Source organism: Granulicella pectinivorans, from assembly GCF_900114625.1.
In the GTDB taxonomy this organism is placed as follows: domain Bacteria; phylum Acidobacteriota; class Terriglobia; order Terriglobales; family Acidobacteriaceae; genus Edaphobacter; species Edaphobacter pectinivorans.
The window spans coordinates 1822476-1838460 of sequence record NZ_FOZL01000001.1 but is presented as its reverse complement, the minus strand read 5'-3'; the positions used below and the strand labels follow the sequence as shown (position 1 = coordinate 1838460).

The window sequence follows — 15985 nt, the reverse complement described above, 5'->3', positions numbered from 1 at the left end:
AAGGGCATAACACGGAGTTTGTGGCCAGTACAGCCTCAGTCAGAGGCGGGGCCGTTATCCTTCCGGTTACGATCATTCCCTGGAACCTATCCGGCCATCGGAGCTTGAACTCTTTTGCCTGGCCGGCCTTTTTTTCTAAAAATAAACTCGGTGTTAGCCGCTCTCGCCCTGCGCGGTGCGCCAAAGAGGGGGAGCGGGGTGGAGCGCTGAACCGGCGTCTGGCCGATCAGGTGCTGAAAATAGTATGCACTAAAGCGAGTGCGTTTGCTTGCGTGGAATTCATCGGGTTTTCATGGAGCGGGTTCGCGGGTGGTTGGATTGAGGCGAAAAGCAAGGATTGGGGGATCCCAAGGATGAAGGACGGATATGGAAAGACAACGGCGATCGCTCAGGCCTAGTTGACGAAGCGCCGCATGCGGATGTTCATCACGATTCCCAGGGACAGGAAGGTGAAGAGGACCGAGGAGCCTCCGTAACTCAAGAGAGGGAGCGGGATTCCTGTGACGGGCATCAACCCCAGGACCATACCTATATTGACGGCGATCTGGAAGACGATGACCGCCACGATGCCCATGATGATGAAGGTTCCGGGCACGTCCTTGGCGGTTTGGGCGTTTTGAATCAAGCGCATGAGGATGAAGAAGTAGAGGAGAAGGACGCCGAGGGCGCCGATAAAGCCGTGCTCCTCGCAGAGGGCGGCGAAGATGAAGTCGGTGTAAGGGATGGGCAGGAAGTCGCCCTGGGTCTGGGTGCCCTTGTTGGCCCCCTTGCCCCAGATGCCTCCGGAGCCGACGGCGATCTTGGACTGGATGAGCTGGTATCCGGATCCCTTGGGATCGTCCGCGGGATTGATGAAGCTGGTGAGGCGGGCCTTCTGGTAGGGCTTGAGCAGCTTGCCGGAGCTCCAGGCGACGGTGCCGAGGGCGAGGAAGCCGACGATGAGGATGGCCGCCTGTTTGAAGCGGATGCCGCCAAGGAAGAGGCCGACGATGAGCACAGGGAGGTAGGTGAGGGAGGTGCCGAGGTCGGGCTGCTTGAGGACCATCGCCATGGGGACGCAGACGATGGCGAAGGCCTTGCCGATGTCGCGCCAGGTCAGTTCCCTGCCGGCGAGCCCCCAGAAGTACTGGGCGAGGGTGACGATGAGGACGAGTTTGACCCACTCCGATGGCTGAAAGTGAATGCCGCCGGGAAACTTGATCCAGCGGCGCGCGCCGAGGTGCTTGGTGCCGACCACCAGCACGGCAAGCAGCGCCACGAAGCTGACGGCGTAGGCGGTTCGGGAGATTTCGACCAGCCAGTGGTAATCGACCAGCGACATGAGAAACATGAGCACGAGGCCGATGACGAGGAAGCCGACCTGTTTATGGTCGAAGCCGTGGAACTTGGTCATGGCCGTGGCGGAACGGATCTCCAACACGCTGACGAGCGAGAGGAGGGAGACGAAGCCCAGAAGGACCCAATCGAAGTCGCGGAAAGAGGAGAAACGGGCCATGTGTCTTTTTCTATCCTACGGCGCTGGCTCGGTTCGAGAGCGCCACGAGTGCAAAAGGCAAGAACAACCGCAGATCCCCTGCGGGATGACAACCAGAGATGCAAGCGCTAATCGGTGCGGGGCAGTTCGCGGATCTCGACGGTGCCTCCGGCCTCGTAGACGGGGTTGCCGACCAGGTAGGTGCGGGCCTCGTCCAGGTCTTCGGCCTGGATGCGGAGATAGCCGGAGAGGTGCGCAGCGATGGGTGGCGCTACGCCCTGCTTACGGACGCAGATGCCGGTGCCGATGGCGCTTCCGCCCTCGAGGATGTCGGCGGCCTGGAGACCACCGAGATAGTCGCCCCAGGCGTTGGCATTCCCCTCTTCGCCGCGCTGGGGGATGTCGTTGTGCATGAGGAGGAGGTATTCGGGCATGATTTACTCCGCGGCCGGAACGTGCGGCGCTGCATTGGAGGCGGTGGGTGTGGTGTCGGGGGCGGGAGCCGCCTTGGGAGCTTCGGCCAGACGGAGGTTATTGGCGAGACGGCGCTGCTTGGTCACGAAAGCATTGACGATCTGCGCGGCGAGACGGGCGGAGTTGTTGCCCCAGTAGCCATGCTCCCAAAGCACCGCGACGACGATGTCGGGGTTGCGGCGGGGTGCGACCCCGACGAACCACGCGTTGGGAATCGTGCGCTTGTCGGAGCTGTTTTTGACGCGTCCACCAACCACGTCGGCGGTGCCGGTCTTGCCGGCGAAGTCGATGCCATCCAGCCGAGCGGCGGCGGCAGTGTGGAAGGCTCCGGGCTGCACGGTCTGGGCCATGCCGTCGGTGATGGTCTCCCAGTTGGCGGCGGTGAGCGGGACGGTCTTTTCGCCGGAGCCGGGGTGGTTTTCAGAGAGCGAGGTAAATACGTCCGCGGGCACTTCGTCGGGAAAGACGAGGTGAGGGCGGTGCATGACACCGCCGGAGGCGATGCCGCCGATGGCGCGTGCCATTTGGATGGGGGTGACGGTGACGGCGCCCTGTCCGATGCCGACCGAGATGGTCTCGCCGGCATACCACTTGCGGTGAAAGTTCTTGAGCGCCCACATGGTGGAGGGGACGGTTCCGAGGGCCTCTTCGGGAAGATCGACGCCGGTGCGCTGGCCAAGGCCGAACTCGTTCGCGTACCGGGCGATGGTGTCGATACCGAGCCTGTTGGCAAGCGTGTAGTAGAAGGTGTCGCAGGAATAGGGGATGGCGTTGTCGATATTGACCATGCCGTGGTGTACGTCGCACTTGAAGTAGTGGCCGTAGAAGTCGGCTCCGCCATTGCAGACAACGTGCATGTCCTGGGCGACGTTCTCCTGGAGGCCGGCGGCGGACATGATGATCTTGAAGGTGGATCCCGGCGCGAGTTGAGCCTGAATCGCTTTATTCATCAGCGGGTGGTCGGGGTTGTTGAGGATCTCATTCCAGTAGCTGCGGGTGAGGCGGACGGCGAACTGGTTGGGGTCGAAGGCGGGGCGGGAGACCATGGCGAGGATCTCGCCGGTGTGGGGGTCCATGGCGACGATGGCGCCGTTCTTGCCGTCGAGCGCCTTCTCTGCCGCGCGCTGGATGTCGAGATCGATGGTCAGGCGGAGGTCCTTGCCGGGAATGGCCATCTCCTGCCCGTGGAGGCCGACCTCCTTGCCGTGGGAGTTGACGAGTATGTCGCGGGAGCCGTCGGTGCCGCGGAGCAGCGCATCGTAGGTCTGCTCGACGCCGGACTGGCCGACGACGTCGCCGGGCGAGTAGAAGGCGTAGCGGGAGTCGTTGTTGAGCATCGCCTCCGACACTTCGCCGACGTAGCCGATGAGGTGGGCGGCGAAGCCGTCGCGGGGGTAGAGGCGGCGCTGCTCGTCGTGGGTTTCGAGCTCGGGGAGTTCGTTGCGGTGGGCCTCGATGAAGGCCTCTTCGTCGGGGGTGACATCCTGCTTGAGGGGTATGGGCTGGTACTTGGCAGCGCCCTTGTAGCGGTTGAGGATGGTCTGGATCTGCGCGACAGTAAGATGCAGGCCCTTCGCGATGAGGGGAAGATCGACGTTGGGGTCGTGTAACTGCTCAGGAAGGAGGTAGCAGGTGACGGAGGGGTAGTTGTCGACGAGGAGGCGGCCTTCGCGGTCGAAGATCTTGCCGCGCGGCGCGAGGACGGGCACCTTCTTGATGCGGTTGGCCTCTGCGAGGACCTTCCAGTTGTCGGAGCCGAGCACCTGGAGACGCCACAAGCCAGCGACGAGCACAGCAAGAACGAGCACGATGACGTACTGGACGCCGGCGAGCTTGGTGGGCGAGATCTTTTCGTCGTTATGGAGCTGACGGGGTAGGGGCGGGCCCGCTAATGACATCGTCGTCGGTCCTCCTGTTTAGTGTAGCGCTCTGTCTATGCAGACGAACGCCTAGATCATGCGTTTCCCGCGATCCAGCAGCAGGAAGATGGGCAACGAGATCGCTGTGTTGGCGGCGGCGCGGATCAACTCATGCACCCAGAGCAGATGGAAGCCGGGCTGGCCGAGCAGGCCGCGCTGAATGCCGTACAGCAGAATGCTCTGCAGGATGGAAAACCCAAAGTTCATGAGGACGCGCGTGCCGATGTTTTCGACATCGACCTTGACCCCGATGCTGGCAGCCGTATAGCCGACGACGCACTTCGCCATGCCGTTGACGCCGATGGGCTGGTTGGTGAGGGCGTCCTGGCAGAGGCCGATGATGGCTCCGGTGAGGGTGCCGGCGATGGGCGAACGGCGGGCGACGGCGAAGAAGATCGTCGCGATGAGAGGCAGGTCGACGATCGCGAACTTCGCGAAGGGCTTGGTGATGAGCACCTGGAGCACGATGGCGGCGAGAGGGACGAGCAGCGTCATCGCTGGATGGAAGCTGTACTGCTCGAGTTCGCGGCGGGAGGTGTAGCTACGGTTCGCCATTAGAGATTCGCCTCCGGAGTTTTTGCAGGAGGAGGCTGCACAGGCGGCGGGTCTGCCGATTTCTTCGCACCGGGGGTAAGGTCGGTCGCCGGGGGCGCGGTGCCGTAGGTGTAGCGGTCGGGGTGGAGGGCTGGGGCAGGCTTGGGGACGAGGCCCGGAGCGTTCTCGGCCGGGGCGGGCTGGACGGGCGCGTTGGGATCGATGGGCGCGTTATCGGCACCGGTGAGGTCGAGTCCACGGGGAACGGCGGCCTTGGCCTTGGCGGCGGCATCGAGATCGGCGGCGTGCTGCACCTCGGCGGCGGCGAGGTCGGCGGCGGCCTGCGCGGGCAGGGTCTGCTGCATGCCGGTGATGACGAGGACTTCTTCGAGTTGCGTGAGCTTGGCGGCGGGGTGCACGACGATGGCGGTGTAGGGCTGGTGGTCGGGATCGGGCGCGATGGACTCGACGGTCCCGACGGGAAGGCCGCGGGGGTAGACCTGATCGCCACCGGAGGTGAGGACCTTTTCGCCGGGCTGGATGCGGGAGTCGGCGGTGAGATTGCCGATCTGGATGCGGCCGGAGGGGGTACCCTTGAGGATGGCACGGATGCGGGTGGATTCGAGGATGACGCCGGCCCCGGCGGTCTGGTCGGAGATGAGGAGAAGCTGCGCGGAGTGGGGGAAGACGTCGCGGAGCTTGCCGACGATGCCATCGGGGGTGATGACCGGCATATCGGGCCTGAGGCCGGCGTCCGCGCCCTTATCGATCAACAACATACGGGACTGGTCGGTGCCGCTGGTTCCGATGACCTGGGCAGCGACGGTGGAGGAGATGTAGTGCTCGCGGAAGGCAACGAGCGCCTGGAGGCGGCGGCCTTCGAGGATGTCCTCGACCTGCGCGGCCTGTTGAAGGCGGATGTCGGCGAGCTGCTTGCGGAGCTCTTCATTCTGCTGGCGGACGTGCCAGAGGGCGACGTAGTTCGACCAGCCGCCGCGGATGCCGCCGGAGAAGAAGTGGGTCGTGCGGGCGAGGGGGACGACGACGCTGGCTGCCCAGAGGCGGAGCAGGCGCACCTGATGCGAATCGGGCTCACCGGGCTTTGCGACGCGCTGCACCTGCATCGCCAGACCGATGGTCTGGGCGAGCAGGACTCCAATGAGGACAAGCGCGTTTTTGTACCGGGAGAAGAAGGATTCCATCGCGAGTTCAGTTCGACCAAATCCCATTATCGGCGATGTGGGTGTGGAGAGGAAAAAAGCGAGGGGGAGTATTCGTTTCGCCAAGGGCGCGATTGGGCGCGGGTCGCGATAGACTTCTTTCCATGAACCGGTACGCGCTGCTTCTCTCTCTTTGCCTGCTTCCCTGCCCGTCGTTTGGCCAGACGGCTCCGGCCGATGCGACTCCGGGCCTGGCGGCAACGGACGTTATTCCGCATGGAGCGGTGCATCGCGAGAGCTATACGACGAAGTTCGTCAAGGGGCTGGACGGAGACCAGGGTACGTTCCTGGTGTATACGCCTCCGGGGTACGACGCGGCGAAGAAGCCGGGGTATCCGGTGCTGTATCTGCTGCATGGCTGGGGCGGCAATGCGGACGCTTGGATCAAAACGGGCAAGGCCGACCTGATGTACGAGCGCCTGCTGGCAAGTGGCAAGGCCAAGCCCATGGTGATTGTGATGCCTCTCGGTTACGGGGATATGACCTTTCTTTCCAATGGCTTCGAGGTGTGGCGAGACCAGGCGCAGATCTCCAACAATGTGAATCTGTTCGCGGAGACGCTGTTGAAGGAGATCATGCCGCAGGTGCAGACCCACTACGACGTTGCGACGGACCGGGAGCATACGGCGATTGCAGGGCTTTCGATGGGCGGATTGGAGTCGCTGACGATCGGGTTGCGGCATCCGGAGCTATTTGCTTCGATTGGGGGGTTCAGCTCGGCGATGTTTCCCGTCGCGGGGCAGGATCTGACGAAGCTCGATCCGAAGAAGGAGAATTTGAAGCTGCTTTGGGTGGCGTGCGGGACGGATGACGACCTGCTGTCGGTGAACCGGATCTTCGAGATGCATCTGCGGGACGAGGGGCTGCCGGTGACGGTTGTGGAGACGCCCGGGAAGCATGCGTGGGGGGTGTGGAAGAACAACTTCCGGGTGTTTGTGCCGCTTCTGTTTCAGGACGATACGGCGAAGCGATAGCGATGGCTCTTCCGGTGGCTCCCATTCATCCGCAGACGTTGTTTTCGGTGCTCGACTTTCTGGGTGTCGCAGTGGCGAGCGCGGGCGGGGCGCTGGCGGCGAGGCAGCACAGGAAACATACGTACGATATTGTGGGGGCGCTTGGGCTTGCGCTGGCTTCGGGGCTGGGCGGCGGGATTGCGCGCGATGTGCTGCTGCAGCATGGAACACCGCTCTCGCTGATGAACGTGAACTATCTATACACGGCGCTGGGTGGGGCGGTGCTGGCGCTTTGGCTGGGTGAGGCGATCGGGGACCGGGCACAGCGGTGGATGCTCTGGATCGATGCGGCTTCGCTGGGGCTGTTTGCCGTGGCGGGGACGAGCCGGGCGGACTCGTTCGGGCTGAATTGGCTGCCGGCGGTGATGCTGGGGATTACGACAGCGGTTGGGGGTGGATCGCTGCGAGATGTGCTGAGCGGGATGACACCGCGGGTGTTTGAGCGGGGAAACTTCTATGCGATCGCGGCATTCTGGGCGGCGCTGGTCTATCTGGGGATGAAGAGGCTGGGGATGCCGGATCTGGCGTGCGTGACCGCGGGGGTGGTGGGCGGTTTTGTGCTGCGGATGCTGAGCGTGGTGTTTGACTGGAAGACGGCGAAGCTGCGGGATTAAGTCTATTCGGCAAGTTTGAGGCGGGCTACGGCGGCGGTGCGGACGCCTTCGAGCAATTCGGTGCGGTTGATGTCGATAAAAAAGACTCCACCATCGTACTCGTAGACTCTGCCGTGAGCCTGAGAGCCTGGTTTCCCTTCGGAGCGGGTGTAATAAAGAACAATCAGGAGCTTGTCGGGACGCACGAGTTCCGAGTTGCGAGCTGTTGCACCGAACACAGACGTCACAATCTCTTCTTTTTGAGGCTGGTTGCCTACCACCGGCGGGGGTGCTTCAGGATCTGGCAACGTCTTGGAGACGAAACCGTGGGCACCGGGGATCAGTACAAATCCATGGAAGTTATGATCTTCGGCGGAGTTTCGGTACGTCACCACATTCACCTTGCCCACGGCGGGCAGGTGAAGAACAAGAGGCTTTTGGACCTCGGTCGCTCCGGCGGGGAGGGCTTTGTGGATGGCCTGGGTGAGGGATGCGTCGGCGGGGCGGTGGCCCTTGGGTTGGGCCTGCGCGGCGGCCGTGCAGAAGACGAGGGTGAGGATGGCTTGGCGGATTCTGGTCATGGGGAGCCTGCTTCCGACAGTATCGCTCAGGTGGAGCGGGGACGGGAGTAGCTGGGGCGCTTCGCCCACCTGAGCGACGATACAACTGTCGCGAAGGTGGGCACGGTCTTTGTTTACGTGTGGGTTGGGGGCGGTGAAGGAGACGGTCTCGCTACGCTCGGAACCCCACCCTTTCTCGATGAGACTGAGAAAGGATGGGGCGCGCGGGACTTGATTTTTGTTGAGCAGTTTTTATTTAGTCGATCGAAATTTTGCGGAGGAGCTTGAAGTCGGAGAGCATCTTGCCGGTTCCGAGAACGACCGAGGCGAGGGGGTCGTCGGCGATGGAGACGGGCAGGCCTGTTTCTTCGCGGATGCGCTTGTCGAGGTTCTTGATGAGGGCGCCGCCGCCGGTGAGGACGATGCCACGGTCGGAGATGTCGGCGGAGAGCTCGGGCGGGGTGCGCTCGAGGGCTACGCGGATGGCGTTGATGATCGTCGCGATGCACTCTCCGAGGGCCTCGCGGATCTCGGAGTCTTCGATGGTGATGGTCTTCGGCACGCCCTCGATGAGGTTGCGGCCCTTGATCTCCATGGTGATGGGCCGGTCGAGCGGGTAGGCGGAGCCGAGCTGCATCTTGATCTGCTCGGCGGTGCGCTCGCCGATGAGGAGGTTGTACTTGCGCTTCAGGTAGGTGACGACCGCCTCGTCCATCTGGTTGCCGGCCATGCGGACCGAGCGGGAGTAGACGATGCCGGCCAGCGAGATGACGGCGATATCGGTGGTTCCGCCGCCGATGTCGACGACCATGTTGCCGCCGGGTTCGGTGATGGGCAGGCCGGCGCCGATGGCGGCGACCATGGCCTGTTCGACGAGATGCACTTCAGAAGCTTTGGCGCGGTAGGCCGAGTCCATGACGGCGCGCTTTTCCACCTGCGTGATCTCGGACGGCACACCGATGACGATGCGGGGATGGACCATGCGCTTGCGGTTGTTGTGCGCCTTCATAATGAAGTAGTTCAACATCTTTTCGGTGTGGCGGAAGTCGGCGATGACGCCGTCCTTCATGGGCTTGATGGCGACGATGTTGCCCGGGGTGCGGCCGAGCATCTCCTTGGCCTCTTTGCCGACGGCCTCGACTTCATTCGTCACGGTGTTGACGGCGATGATGGAGGGCTCGTTGACGATGATGCCCTTGCCCGCGGCGTAGACGAGGGTGTTGGCCGTTCCGAGGTCGATAGCGAGATCGCTCGAGAAGAGGCTGAAGAGCGAGCGCATGTTGTGGATACGGGAGCTGTTGAAGGCCATGCTAAGGGTCGGTTCCTGACGCTAGGGAAGATGAAATACCGCTAGGGGACTATTGTACTGCTTGCAGGGAATGGGCGTATGCGCATGAGAGCAGCGCCCGCATGGTCTATCGATATCACAAGAGGCGCGGGTAGAATGAGGGGGAGCGGTGTCGATGTTGGTACATCGCACGAAATAGAGGAAGAAGAGGACAGAACATGATCGTTGGCGTTCCCAAGGAAGTAAAGGATCACGAGAGCAGGGTGGGGGTAACGCCGGCGGGCGTCAAGGCACTGGTTGAGGCCGGGCATAAAGTCTTGGTAGAGCACGACGCGGGTGCGCTTTCGGCGATGCCGGACGACGACTACCAGGCAGCGGGCGCGGAGATCGTGGGATCGGCCTATGACGTGTGGCGCCTGGCGGACATGATCGTCAAGGTGAAGGAGCCGGTCGAGAAGGAGTACAGGCACTTCCGCGAAGGGCTGGTGCTGTTTACGTATTTGCACCTGGCTCCGCTGCGCGATCTGACCGATGCGCTACTTGAGAAGAAGGTGACCGGCATTGCGTACGAGACGGTGCGCGACAAGGCAGGCACGCTTCCCCTGCTGACGCCGATGAGCGAGGTCGCGGGTAGGATGAGCGTGCAGGTTGGCGCGGCATACCTTGAGAAGGAGCATGGGGGACGCGGTGTGTTGTTGGGCGGCGTTCCGGGTGTGGCTCCGGGGAATGTGTGCGTGATCGGCGGCGGGATCGTCGGGACGAATGCGGCGAAGATCGCGCTCGGCATGGGCGCGAAGGTGACGCTGCTGGATTTGAGCCTGAACCGGCTGCGCGAGATCGACGACATTTTTGGCGGACGGGTCTCTACCGTGGCCTCGAACAGCTATAACGTCGAGCGCGCGGTGTGCGAGGCGGACCTGGTGATCGGCGGCGTGTTGATTCCGGGCGCGGCGGCCCCGAAGATCGTGACCAAGGCGATGGTTTCAAAGATGAAGAAGGGCGCGGTGATTGTGGATGTCGCGATCGACCAGGGCGGATGCATCGAGACGGCTCGTCCGACGACGCACTCCGACCCCTCGTACCTCGTTGACGGCGTGGTTCACTACTGCGTGACGAACATGCCGGCGGCGGTGCCGAACACGTCCACGCTGGCGCTGACGAACGCTACGTTCCCGTACGTGCTGAAGATCGCGAACATTGGCGCTGCGGCGGCGATCAAATCCGACAAGGGCATCGCCGAGGGCGTCAACACCTTCGACGGCACGCTGACCTATGGAGCGGTTGCCGGAGCGCAGAGCCGGGAGTGGACGGCGATTGCGGATCTGGTCTAACGGCACATTGAAGAAGTAGAAGACATCCCCACCTGCGCGACGAGAACACTGTCGCGCAGGTGGGGTACGATCTTTGGGGGTTCCTCTCGTGATGGATTGGACGCGTTCTGCGGTGATGGCGGCGGTGTTTCTGGCCGCGAATGGGCTGGGGGCACAGGCGCATCCGGTGTCGGTGCAGGTGCTGGCGATCAACGATCTGCATGGGAACCTGGAGCCGCCTCGAGGGAATGACGGGCGCGTAAACGGCGTTGCCGCAGGGGGTACGGAGTACCTGGCGACGCACCTGAAGAACGCCGAGAAGGAAAATCCGAACTCCATCGTGGTGGCGGGCGGGGATCTGTTTGGCGCCTCGCCTCTGCTTTCGGCGCTCTCGGAGGAGAAGCCGGCCATCGAGGCGATCGAGGCGATGCATGTTGCGGTGACTGCGCTGGGGAATCATGAGCTGGACCACGGCCCGGACGTACTGCTGGAGAGGCTGAAGGGCGCGAAGATCGAATACCTGGCGGCGAATGTCGTTCGGGAGAAGAGCTTTATGCCCTCGACGACGGTGCGGACCGTGGGTGGGGTGAAGATCGGCTTCATTGGCGAGATTCTGGAGGACGCGCCCTCGGTGATCGCCGCGCAATCGATCCGGGGGATGAAGTTCCTCGAAGAGAGCAGGGTTGCGAATGAGGCGGCGGCGAAGCTCGAACGGCAGGGAGTTCATACGATTGTGCTGCTGATCCATGAGGGCGGATTCCAGCATCCGGAGGGCGGCGCGCCGGTTGACCCCAACGGATGCGTGCATTTCAAGGGCGAGATTGCCGATCTCGCGGAAAAGCTGTCTCCCTCGATCAAGGTCGTCATCAGCGCCCACACCCACGCGAACTACAACTGCCAGATCGCGGGACACACCGTTACCAGTGCGGGGGCTTATGGACGGCTGTTCACCAAGCTGAATCTTTCCATCGACCCGAAGACCGACCAACTGCTGAGCGTCAATGCGACGAACGTGGTCGTTACCCGCGATGTGGAGAAGGATGCGGAGCAGACGGCTATCATCGCGAAGTACAAGCCGGTTGTCGATCAGGTGTCGAGGCGGCCAGAGGGGTCGATCACGGCGGCGATCTCACGCAAAGCGCGCTCGTCGGACGGCGAAAGCGAGTCGGGCGAGTCGCAGATGGGAGACGTGATCGCCGATGCGCAACTGGCGGCGACCAGCGCACCGGATAAGGGTGGCGCGGTGATCGCATTCATGAACTCGGGCGGGATCCGCGCGGAACTGCCGGGGCCGGCTCGCGATGTGTCGTTCGGAGAGCTCTATGCCGTGCAGCCTTTCGGCAACCACCTTACGGTTCACACCATGACGGGCGCCGCGCTGAAGAGGCTTCTGGAAGGCCAGTTTGCAGGCTCAGGCAATGCGCAGATCATGCAGGTTTCCGATGGCTTTACGTACCAATACCGGACGCATGCTGCCCCGGGCGAGCACATCGTTCCGGGGTCGGTGAAGCTGAACGGCAAACCCATTGGCGATACGGATGTATTGCGGATCGAAGCGAGCGACTTTATGGCGGGTGGACCGGCGTTTCACGAGGCAACCGACGGGATGATCGGGCCGGTGGATGTGGACGCCCTGGTCGAATACTTCAAGGCTCATTCGCCTGTGGCGCCGGGACCGCAAAACCGGATTGTACGGGTCGATTGATGTAAGCTGGCCGTTACGGGAGGGTTGACGATGGGGACGACCGCAAGCCGCCGCAGGGTGTGGACGATCGTCTTCGGCTCGCTCTCGATTCTGCTTCTCGCGGTGCTGGCAGTGTTGAACGCCTTCAGCCTGCGCTCGCTCAAGCCTGAGTCGCCGGAGCAGATCCTGATTTACTACGGCCTTTCGGTCATCGCGTTTCTGCTCTTCGTGGCGGTGCTGGTCCTGCTCGTCCGCAATGTGCTGAAGCTGTACGCGGAGCAGAGGAGCCGCGTGCTGGGCACAAGGCTGCGCACCAGGATGCTGTGGGGCTCGCTGCTGGTGAGCGTGGTGCCGATCGTCTTCATGATCCTGTGGAGCTATGGTTTGATGAACCGGTCGGTGGATCGCTGGTTCTCGCAGCCGGTGGCCGATATGCGCGACGACGCGAACGAGATGGCGACCAAGCTGGCACTGTACGTCGGCGCGAACGCCCGTTCGGAGGCGGATTCCATTGCGGCGGTGTTGCCGGTGGAGACGCTGGCGCAGGGGCGGGTCGATGAGATCAACGTGGTCTTGCTGCAGCATGAGATGACGCTGCAGGGCGGTTTCGCGATCGTGTTTCGCGATGGCAAGCCAATTGCGTCCTACGACATGCCGCCGCAGACGGGCATGCAGGTGCGGGAGTGGATGCCACCGCGTCTGCCCAGCGACGATGAGATTACCGGGGCGGCAACGACGAAGCTGATTCCGTCACCCGCGGCTCCGCGTGGAGCCGATGCGCTGGCGGCCATGACCACCGGTCAGGCGATTCTGGAGACGGCGGAACGCAGCGATGGTCCTATCCTGACGATTGGCCAGAAGGACTATGCGCTGGGTCGCGCGGCGGTGAAGGGCGGCGCAACCGTCGTGGCGGGGCTTCCGCTGCCGGACGGGCTTGCGCACACGATGGCGCGGATGCGGCTTTCGACGGACGCGTACTGGAAGTTGTTCCGCGGACGGCGTGAGTTGCGGAATTTGTATCTGATTCTGCTGGCGATGATGACCAGCCTGGCGCTGTTTGCCTCAGGCTGGCTGGCGCTGCATCTGTCGAAACAGGTAACCAAGCCGGTCGAAAGTCTTGCCGACGCGATGCAGGCCGTGGCCGCGGGCGACTATGCGCGGCGCGTGGAACAGGGCGCGACCGACGAGATGGGCGAGTTGATCAACAGCTTCAACCACATGGCGGGCGATCTGGAGAACAGCCGCGCGCAGGTGGAGCGGTCGACGATCGCGCTGAACGCGGTGAATGCAACGCTGGAAGCTCGACGGTCGGAGCTGGAGACGATGCTGGAGACGATTCCAAACGGTGTGGCGACGCTCGACGCCGAGGGGCGGGTCGTGCTGGCTAACCGGGCGCTCTCGGAGATGATGGACCCGGGTGGACAAAGGCCGTTTATCGGGCTTGCGATGGCCGAGATCTTTCCGGCAGAGATGCTGGAGGTGCTGGAACGGCTGATGCGGCGGAGCCATCGGATGGGAACGGCGTCGGGCGAGATGGAGCTGGGGAGCGGGGCGATTCCGGGAAGCAACGGCACGATGAATCTGCTGGTGACGGTGGCGCTGCTGGAAGGCTCAGGCAGTGAGCGCACGGGTGCTCCGAAGCTGCACCAGGGATATGTGATTGTTCTTGAAAATGCGACGGAGCTGCTGCGGGCGCAGAAGCAGTCGGCCTGGAAGGAAGTGGCGCGGCGAGTGGCGCATGAGATCAAGAATCCGCTGACGCCGATCTCTCTCTCCGCCGAACAGATCCGCAGACACATCGACCGGCTGGGCGGGGTGCTGGAGGCGGAAAGCGTACAAAGCCCTTCGGTGGCCGTGATCAAGCGCTGCTCCGAGGTGATTACCAGCTCGGTGGAAAGCATGCGGGGACTGGTGGATCAGTTTGCGTCGCTGGCCGAGTTCCCTACAGCGCGACCGCGACCGGCGGATTTAAATACGATTGTGGAGAATTCGCTGGCGCTGTTCGCGGGCAGGCTGCAATCGATCCGGATGGTGAAGAAGATGGCTCCGGGGCTGCCGTTGGTGCTGGCCGATCCGGAGGCGATGAAGAGGGCGCTGGGCAACCTGATCGACAATGCGGCAGAGGCGATGCAGACGAGCCTGCTGAAGGAGATTCGGGTGGAGACGTGCCAGTTGGAGAGCGGGATGATCGAGTTGACCATCGCCGATACGGGTTCCGGACTGACGGACGAGATGCGCGAGAGGCTGTTTCTGCCTTACTTCTCGACGAAGCAGCGTGGCACGGGTCTTGGTCTGGCGATTGCCGCGAAGATTATCCAGGAGCACCAGGGGACGATTCGCGCGGAAGGCAATATTCCTGCAGGGGCAAAGTTCATCATCGAGCTCAAACCTGCATCCATGATGGAAGGTGTGGTTTCCGATTCAGGACAACGGGCCGCGGTAGTTGGGGGTAAAGGTTGAATCACGTATTGATCGTGGATGATGAGGCGGAGATCCGGACGTCGCTCGAGAGCATTTTGAGCGAAGAGGGATATACCGTGACGACGGCGGCGACGGCGGGCGAGGCGCTGGAGCTGATCCGCGACGCGGACTATGGGGTGGTGCTGCTCGATATCTGGCTGCCGGACAAGGATGGGCTGGAGACGCTGGGGGAGATTCGGCGCGTGGAGGGTGCGCCCGAGGTGGTGATCATCTCGGGGCACGGGACGATCGAGGCGGCGGTGCGAGCGACCAAGCTGGGGGCTTACGACTTTTTGGAAAAGCCGCTTTCGCTGGATCGTACCCTGATCGTGCTGAAGAACGCGATGAAGGCCCGGCAGATGCGGGACGACAACCAGGAGTTCGCGCGGCAGTTGGCTGTCAAAGGGCCGGTGACGGGGCAGAGCGTGCCGATGAAGGCGCTGCGCCAGCAGATTAAGCTGATGGCCCCGACGAATGGGCGGGTGCTGATCTTCGGCGAGAGCGGGACGGGGAAGGAACTGATCGGACGGGCGATGCATGCCGAAAGCCTGCGGAAGGACCGGGTGTTCGTCGAGTTGAATTGCGCAGCTATTCCCGAGGACTACATCGAGAGCGAGCTGTTTGGATATCGCAATAGTGCGGTCCCGGGTGGGCCGGCGGAGAAGCGGGGGACCTTCGAGCGGGCGGATGGAGGCACCTTGTTTCTGGATGAGGTCGGCGACATGAGCCTGAAGACGCAGGCGAAGGTACTGCGGGCGCTCGATGAGCAGAGATTTTTGCCGGTGGGAGCCTCGCACCCGGTGCATGTGGATGTGCGGGTGATTGCGGCGACGAACAAGGACCTGGAGGAGGAGATTGCGCGGGGGAACTTTCGCGAGGATCTCTTCTACCGGCTGAATGTGATTCCCTTCTACGTGCCTCCGCTGCGCGACCGCAAGGAGGATATTCCGCTGCTGGTGAAGGAGTTTCTGCAGGAGTTCGGCGCGCAGTATGGGCGGCCTCGCGTGGAGATGAGCGAGGAGGCACTGGGAGCGCTGAAGCAGTATCACTGGCCGGGGAATGTGCGGGAGTTGCGGAATCTGGTGGAGCGGGTGCTGATCCTGAACCCGAAGGCGAACCGGATTGAGAAGAAGCATCTGCCGATGCTGGTGTATCGGGAGAGTCCGAAGAATGCGGTCAGGGGCGAGGAGTTTGCGACGCTGCTGGAGGCTCGGGAGGCTTACGAGAGGGATTACATTCTGAAGAAGCTCGACGAGTGCCATGGCAATGTGACGCGTGCGGCGGAGGGGTTGGGGCTGGAGCGGAGCCACCTTTACCGGAAGATGAAGACGCTTGGAGTGAGTGTGAAGGAGTAGTGATCAGCGGGCCTTCCTGGCACCGTTACGGAATGGCGATCCGATTAAGATTTGGTTCCTGCTCGGGCGTGAGATCGACGATCGTGGCCGGAGCATAGACA

13 protein-coding genes are annotated in these 15985 nt (G+C 62.8%); 6 read left to right on the top strand and 7 right to left on the bottom strand.

From position 1 onward, the window contains the following. Nucleotides 1–394 precede the first annotated feature (394 nt). From rodA to mreC, 5 genes are all read right to left on the bottom strand, one after another. Nucleotides 395–1495: a rod shape-determining protein RodA gene (rodA, locus tag BM400_RS07385; protein WP_089838055.1), complete on the bottom strand. Its 1101-nt coding sequence runs from the start codon at nucleotides 1493–1495 to the stop codon at nucleotides 395–397. A 107-nt stretch (nucleotides 1496–1602) separates the two neighbouring features. Next, nucleotides 1603–1908, bottom strand: a complete 306-nt coding sequence (locus BM400_RS07380; protein ID WP_089838053.1) for a YciI family protein — start codon at nucleotides 1906–1908, stop codon at nucleotides 1603–1605. A gap of 3 nt (nucleotides 1909–1911) precedes the next feature. After that, entirely contained in the window at nucleotides 1912–3846 is a 1935-nt protein-coding gene (gene mrdA / locus BM400_RS07375) for a penicillin-binding protein 2 (protein WP_089838051.1), read from the bottom strand. Nucleotides 3847–3897: 51 nt separating this feature from the next. After that, complete coding sequence (gene mreD / locus BM400_RS07370) at nucleotides 3898–4422, bottom strand: rod shape-determining protein MreD (protein WP_089838049.1); 525 nt, start codon at nucleotides 4420–4422, stop codon at nucleotides 3898–3900. Then, the gene (gene mreC, locus BM400_RS07365; RefSeq protein WP_089838047.1) at nucleotides 4422–5603 is read right to left on the bottom strand and encodes a rod shape-determining protein MreC; all 1182 of its coding nucleotides are present in this window, start codon (nucleotides 5601–5603) and stop codon (nucleotides 4422–4424) included. Before mreC ends, mreD begins: the two co-directional genes overlap by 1 nt. Before the next feature lie 122 nt (nucleotides 5604–5725). Between mreC and BM400_RS07360 the strand changes: the two genes are divergently transcribed. Together BM400_RS07360 and BM400_RS07355 are read left to right on the top strand one after the other, a co-directional pair. Next, nucleotides 5726–6595, top strand: a complete 870-nt coding sequence (locus tag BM400_RS07360) for an alpha/beta hydrolase (protein WP_175528911.1) — start codon at nucleotides 5726–5728, stop codon at nucleotides 6593–6595. A gap of 2 nt (nucleotides 6596–6597) precedes the next feature. Further along, a complete protein-coding gene (locus BM400_RS07355; RefSeq protein WP_089838042.1) occupies nucleotides 6598–7248 on the top strand; it encodes a trimeric intracellular cation channel family protein in 651 nt (216 codons plus the stop codon). A gap of 2 nt (nucleotides 7249–7250) precedes the next feature. Here the strand turns inward: BM400_RS07355 and BM400_RS07350 are convergent, their stop codons facing one another. Together BM400_RS07350 and BM400_RS07345 are read right to left on the bottom strand one after the other, a co-directional pair. Next, nucleotides 7251–7808, bottom strand: coding sequence for a hypothetical protein (locus tag BM400_RS07350; protein ID WP_089838039.1), 558 nt, complete (start codon nucleotides 7806–7808; stop codon nucleotides 7251–7253). Nucleotides 7809–8043: 235 nt separating this feature from the next. Next, a complete protein-coding gene (locus tag BM400_RS07345) occupies nucleotides 8044–9096 on the bottom strand; it encodes a rod shape-determining protein (protein ID WP_089838037.1) in 1053 nt (350 codons plus the stop codon). A gap of 197 nt (nucleotides 9097–9293) precedes the next feature. Between BM400_RS07345 and ald the strand changes: the two genes are divergently transcribed. The 4 genes from ald (at nucleotide 9294) to BM400_RS07325 (ending at nucleotide 15884) form a co-directional block, all read left to right on the top strand. Next, a complete protein-coding gene (gene ald, locus BM400_RS07340) occupies nucleotides 9294–10406 on the top strand; it encodes an alanine dehydrogenase (RefSeq protein WP_089838035.1) in 1113 nt (370 codons plus the stop codon). A gap of 91 nt (nucleotides 10407–10497) precedes the next feature. After that, on the top strand, nucleotides 10498–12090 hold the full coding sequence (locus tag BM400_RS07335; RefSeq protein ID WP_141223835.1) for a bifunctional metallophosphatase/5'-nucleotidase: 1593 nt from the start codon (nucleotides 10498–10500) through the stop codon (nucleotides 12088–12090). Between the two features lie 30 nt (nucleotides 12091–12120). Beyond that, a complete protein-coding gene (locus BM400_RS07330) occupies nucleotides 12121–14529 on the top strand; it encodes a sensor histidine kinase (protein ID WP_089838032.1) in 2409 nt (802 codons plus the stop codon). After that, complete coding sequence (locus BM400_RS07325; protein ID WP_089838029.1) at nucleotides 14526–15884, top strand: sigma-54-dependent transcriptional regulator; 1359 nt, start codon at nucleotides 14526–14528, stop codon at nucleotides 15882–15884. The genes BM400_RS07330 and BM400_RS07325 overlap by 4 nt, the downstream gene beginning before the upstream one ends. Nucleotides 15885–15985: the final 101 nt, after the last annotated feature.